The 6,140-nt window shown below is 34.5% G+C and carries 5 protein-coding genes; 2 read left to right on the top strand and 3 right to left on the bottom strand.

Translation table 11 applies throughout. The features are described from left to right. The first annotated feature begins 206 nt into the window (after positions 1 to 206). Positions 207 to 647 (top strand): YtoQ family protein, encoded by a 441-nt coding sequence (locus GW534_RS05425; RefSeq protein ID WP_161920044.1) that lies wholly within the window; start codon positions 207 to 209, stop codon positions 645 to 647. Between the two features lie 139 nt (positions 648 to 786). Here GW534_RS05425 and GW534_RS05420 read toward each other — a convergent pair whose 3' ends face one another. After that, positions 787 to 2,328 (bottom strand): malate:quinone oxidoreductase, encoded by a 1,542-nt coding sequence (locus tag GW534_RS05420; protein ID WP_161920043.1) that lies wholly within the window; start codon positions 2,326 to 2,328, stop codon positions 787 to 789. A gap of 542 nt (positions 2,329 to 2,870) precedes the next feature. After that, the gene (locus tag GW534_RS05415) at positions 2,871 to 3,776 is read right to left on the bottom strand and encodes a LysR family transcriptional regulator (protein WP_161920042.1); all 906 of its coding nucleotides are present in this window, start codon (positions 3,774 to 3,776) and stop codon (positions 2,871 to 2,873) included. Between the two features lie 172 nt (positions 3,777 to 3,948). Here GW534_RS05415 and GW534_RS05410 point away from each other — a divergent pair, with 172 nt between their 5' ends. Further along, positions 3,949 to 5,139 carry a coenzyme F420-0:L-glutamate ligase gene (locus GW534_RS05410; protein WP_161920041.1) on the top strand — a complete coding sequence of 397 codons (1,191 nt, stop codon included), beginning with the start codon at positions 3,949 to 3,951 and terminating at the stop codon, positions 5,137 to 5,139. 220 nt (positions 5,140 to 5,359) lie between these two features. Here the strand turns inward: GW534_RS05410 and GW534_RS05405 are convergent, their stop codons facing one another. Continuing rightward, positions 5,360 to 6,037, bottom strand: a complete 678-nt coding sequence (locus GW534_RS05405; RefSeq protein WP_161920040.1) for an RluA family pseudouridine synthase — start codon at positions 6,035 to 6,037, stop codon at positions 5,360 to 5,362. Positions 6,038 to 6,140: the final 103 nt, after the last annotated feature.

Here is a 6,140-nt window from a genome sequence, read left to right as displayed (position 1 = left end):
CCCCCATGAAGGACACTTAGTAAGCTTTTTTTGAGATAATGTCCTTCATTACCGTAATGAAAGACATTTCAAGCTTATTTCTTTTAATTATTATCCTACACCATTAAGTAATATGTGTATATCACCCACCCGAAACTCCTTCCTTTGCTATCATCATCAAAGTTTAATATGATTAACTTAGAATACATAATAATGGAGGGGGATTTATGAAGTTAGTTGTTTATTTAGCTGGACAGATTCATGATGATTGGCGTGAGGAAGTAAAGAAAAAAGCTCAAGAGCGAAATTTACCACTGACTTTCGTTGGTCCACAAACAGACCATGATCGCTCAGATAATATCGGTAATGAAATATTAGGGGAACAGCCAGGGAAACTTTACAAAGACGAAGCAGCTTCTGATATTAACAACTTAAGAACACAAGTATTAATGAATAAAGCAGATTTAGTGATCGCATTGTTCGGTGAAAAATATAAGCAGTGGAATACAGCAATGGATGCAAGTACAGCAATCGCTTTAAATAAACCAACAATTATTATTCGACCTGAATCTTTAATCCATCCGTTAAAAGAACTTTCCAACAAAGCTAACGTTACAGTAGAAACAATTGATCAAGCACTTGATGTCATTAGCTATATTTTTGAATAAACCGCAATTCCAAACAAAAGGCTAGCCCATAAGCTAGCCCTATTTTCATGAAATTAAACCTCACAAACTACAAAACTCAAAAAAGAGCCACCTGAATACAACGTCCCAGGCAGCTCAACAATCCCAAATTATATATCTATTAATTAAAAGCCGGCTGTTTATCGCCTTGGTCAGCAACTTTCACTTTGTCCACTTCAAACTCAGTTAAGCGAAGTGCTTCATTTGATAACTTTTGAACTTCTTCTAAAAGATCTAAATTATCTACTAAAGATGCGCCATAAGATGGGACCATTTCTTTAATTTTTGGTTCCCATTCGTTTAAATATTGTGGGAAACATTTTTCAATGACTTGAAGCATAATATGAACAGCTGTTGATGCACCTGGAGAAGCACCTAACAGAGCTGCAATTGAACCATCAGATGCGCTAATTACTTCTGTACCAAATTGTAACGTTCCTTTTCCACCAGCTTCTGTATCTTTAATAATTTGTACACGTTGACCAGCAATGACAATATCCCAATCCTCAGATTTTGCTTTCGGGATAAATTCACGCAATTCCTCGATTCGTTTTTCTTTCGTTAACATTAATTGTTGAATCAAGTATTTTACTAAGGAAAAGTTCTTTCCAGCAGAAGCTAATAAAGTTAAGAAGTTGTGTGGTTTCACCGATGCGAATAAGTCCCATAATGAACCTGTTTTCAAAAATCTTGGTGAGAATCCGGCAAACGGTCCGAATAACAACGCTCTTTTACCATCAATATAACGTGTATCTAAGTGAGGGACAGACATTGGTGGTGCACCAACTTTAGCTTTTCCGTACACTTTGGCAAAATGTTGTTCAACAACTTCTTGATTTTTACAAACTAAGAACAAACCACTAACTGGGAATCCGCCAATACCTTTACCTTCTGGAATTCCTGACTTTTGTAATAAATGAATGCTTGCCCCACCAGCACCAATAAATACGAATTTCGCTTGGTGACGAGCAACCTCACCACTTGTAAGGTTTTTCACTTTTAATTCCCAATAGCCATTACTTAAACGTTTTACATCTTGCACTTGATGACTGTAATGTACTTCAACATTTTGACGTTGTAAGTGCCCAAGTAACATTTCTGTTAAAGCACCGAAGTTTACGTCGGTACCTGTGTCAATTTTCGTAGCCGCGATTGGTTCGTTATCCGTACGGCCTTCCATAATTAGTGGAACCCATTCTTTAATTTTTTGTGGATCATCGGAAAATTCCATTCCTTCGAATAATGGATTTTTCGATAAAAGTTCGTAACGTTTCTTTAAAAATTGCACATTTTTTTCGCCATGCACTAAACTCATATGTGGCAATGGACGAATAAAATCTTGTGGATTTTGAATTAATTCTTTATTTACTAAGTATGACCAAAATTGCTTGGAAATTTCAAATTGTTGGTTGATATTGATTGCCTTTGTAATATCAACTGAACCATCTGGCTTTTCCGGTGTATAGTTCAATTCACATAGTGCAGCATGTCCTGTACCCGCATTGTTCCACGCGTTAGAGCTTTCTTCAGCAGGTTTATCTAGTTTTTCAAAAACTTTAATACTCCACTCCGGTGCCAATTCTTTTAAAAATGTCCCCAATGTTGCACTCATGATACCGGCGCCAATCAAAATTACATCTGACTTCGATTGTGTGTCACTCATTTTATCTTTCCCCTTATCCCCTAAGATTTTAAAAGATGTAAGCGCTATAACAAAGCCGTAAAATCAAACTAGCATTTAAAAATTAAAAGAATGCTAGAAATAAGATTCATTAAACAACTGGCTTTTGTCATTGTACCTATGTCTTGCTAAATCGTGCAGTATTTTACAAAAGATTACTAACAACTACAGTGTAACATTGATGTAAAAGTATTAAAATATTTATATATCAAATTACTTTTTACTATTATTATAAAATAATTTTCATCCTTTTGAAAGTTTTATGAAGTTTTTGTGTAAAAAGAGGCACATTCAATAAAAATTAGTATGTAAAATAGAAAATCTATACTTTTATCTCATTTATACTCTCGCAAATCGTTCCATTCATCTTCCAACTTCTTCATTAGCATTTTTATTCCACTTCATAAAGTCTCATTCATTAAAATTAACATTCACATATTCTCGAAAATGAAACTGTGGAAATAGGGTTATTATAATAATAAAATATTTTCACAGCGAACGAGTCACATAAAAACTTAGCCAAACTAATACTCTATACGATATTCATTAAATTGATTAAGTCTTTGAACAAATTGTTCAGCTGCATGGGATAATGGAACACTTTTTAAATAACAAATTCCGATACTTCGTTTTGGGATGTCTTGTTCAAGTTGCAACTCATAAATCTCACCTTTATCTAAATAATCTTTGGAAAACTCTTTAATCACACAAGCTATACCTAAGTTAATTTTCGCAAATTCAATCAGTAAATCATAGGAGCCAAGCTCAAAGGACGGGGACAGTTGCAAACCTTGCTTTTTAAAAAATTCTTCCACATATATACGTGAATTCGACTTTTTCTCTAAAAAGATTAACGGTAATTTCAAAAGATCTTCAAAACGAATTGGCTTTCTCGCTAATCGTTTATACTTTTCTCCACAAACAAAGATGTCTTGGATTTCTTTACAAGGTAAAATCTCAAGCTGTTCATCTTCAATTGGTAAATTACAAATCCCTAAATCGGCTTGACCGGCTTTAATTAATGAACGAATTTCCGATGTTGTCCCATTGATAATCGTTAATTTAATCCCCGGATATTTAAAATGAAACTCTTCAAGATATGGTAATAAATAATACCGGGAGATTGTATCCCCAACAGCAATACGCAACTCTCCAGTTTTTAACCGTTTAAATTCTAACAACTTATCCTCGGCGACACCAATAATCGCTAAAGCTGATGTCACGTGTTCTTGTAACAATTTTCCTTCATTTGTTAGCTCAATCCCTTTAGGTGTTCGGTGAAAAAGTTGAACATCAAGTTCGTTTTCTAATTTTGAAATCGCCTGACTAACAGCTGATTGGGTCATATATAATTCCCTTGCCGCTTCAGAAAAACTGTTACTCCGACTAACCGTGTTAAAAATGCGATATAAATCTAGTTTCCCTATCATATAATCCACCCTTATAACAGATATTATTAATATTAATTTTACTAATATCCCTTTTAAAAGTATAGTAAGTAATGTGAGAAAACAATACATAATATAAGAAGGAATTTATTTTTTTACTTTAATAAATTACTCTCATTATAAATGACATAAAAAATTTCAAGGAGCGATTCATTTGGAAAGAGCAGTTGGAACTGTAGTACGCGGTTTACGTGCACCAATTATTAACCAAGGCGATGATATTGAACAAGTTGTTGTTGATATTGTTTTAAATGCAGCTAAAATTGAAGGTTATTCAATCGAAAATCGGGATATCGTGACCATCACTGAGTCCATTGTAGCCCGTGCACAAGGTAACTATGCTTCAGTTGATGATATTGCAACAGATATAAAAGAAAAGTATGGAGACGAAACAATCGGTGTTATTTTCCCGATTCTTAGTCGTAACCGCTTCGCTTTAAACTTAAAAGGAATTGCAAGAGGCGCAAAAAAGGTAGTTTTAATGTTAAGTTATCCATCAGATGAGGTGGGTAACCATTTAGTGAGTATTGATCAACTTGATGAAAAGGGGATTAACCCTTGGACAGATGTTTTAACGGAAAAAGAATTCCGTGAACATTTTGGTTATCAAAAACACCCATTTACTGGTGTCGACTATATTGAATATTATCGTAGTATTGTGGAAGGTGAAGGGGCAACATGTGAGATTATTTTCTCGAATAACGCCGCTACAATTTTACAATACACAAAACATGTTTTAGCTTGTGATATTCACTCTCGTCATCGAACAAAACGTATTCTTAAAAATAATGGGGCAGAAACCGTTTATGGACTTGATGATATTTTAAACAAACCGATTAATGGTAGTGGATATAACGAAGCTTACGGTCTTCTAGGGTCAAACAAAGCGACAGAAGATACAATCAAACTATTCCCGAATAACTGTCAACCGATTGTCGAAGGAATTCAAGCAAAACTAAAAGCAGCAACAGGTAAAACAATCGAAGTTATGGTTTATGGTGACGGTGCCTTTAAAGATCCTTCAGGTAAAATCTGGGAGTTAGCTGATCCTGTCGTATCTCCAGCCTATACTCCAGGCCTTGAAGGTACACCAAATGAAATTAAACTTAAATACTTAGCGGATAATAACTTCGCCCATTTAGAAGGGGAAGAATTACAAAAGGCGATCGCTGAATATATTCAAAATAAAGATGATGATTTAGTTGGTTCTATGGAATCACAAGGAACAACACCACGTCGTTTAACCGATTTAATTGGTTCCTTATCTGACTTAACTTCCGGCAGTGGAGATAAAGGAACACCAATCGTTTATATTCAAGGGTATTTTGATAATTATACGAAGTAAAAATAAAAAGGATGTCTTCTTAACAAACCCGTGAATCAGTAGTCAGGGGATTGGTTAATAATATCTTTTCCAAAAATCGTGAAAACATTATGTCCGATATCCGTTAATGGTTTATTTGAATTTACAATTTTATATTTGAGAAAGGCAAAAAAAGCCACCAAAAATTGGTGACTGGTATTCCAGAGCTATTCAATTTATGAAAATATTGGTAATAACATTATTATTTAATATCCCACATATCCCAAGGTTCGTATTTAGGTGGTAAGCAAATTGTATGCATTGGCTCTTTACGTACTGGGTGTTCAAGTTCAAGTGAATACGACCATAAGGCTATTTGTTTACCCGGTTTCGTTAAATGTTCACCATATTTTTGATCACCGTAAATGGGGTGCCCAATGGTTGATAGTTGCACACGAATTTGATGTGGGCGCCCCGTCTGTAAGTAAACTGATAAAAGACTTAAACCATTTTTCGAATCTAAAACTTCATAATTAAGCACTGCTTTTTTACCATTTGCATTTTCACGTGAAACAACAGATACTTTATTTTTCTGTTTATCCTTATATAGATAATGTACTAATTGACCTTTATCTTTATCCGGCTTTCCATGAACAACCGCTAAATACTTTCGCTCTATAACATTTCTACGTAGCATATCGGATAACCGAGAAGCAGCTTTTGACGTTTTTGCAAACACCATTACACCACCCACGGGGCGATCTAGCCGGTGCACAAGTCCTAAATAAACATTACCCGGTTTCTGATATCGAACTTTAATATCGTCTTTTAATATGGATAATAAATCGGGATCACCGCTACTATCTTCTTGAACGGGTACATTAATTGGTTTTTCAATAATTAGTAAGTGATTATCTTCATATATAATTGGTACTTTCATTTTCTTGTCCCCTCAAAGCATATTGCATTAATCTTAACACGATGAACAAACGAACGACAAATGCCTATTTGATGTTATGAAGTACATTGTCTAATTGTCTATT

It is taken from the genome of Pallidibacillus pasinlerensis, from assembly GCF_009996845.1.
Lineage (GTDB): Bacteria > Bacillota > Bacilli > Bacillales > Caldibacillaceae > Pallidibacillus > Pallidibacillus pasinlerensis.
The sequence above is the reverse complement of the archived record's forward strand: the minus strand, read 5'-3'. Positions and strand labels throughout refer to the sequence as shown.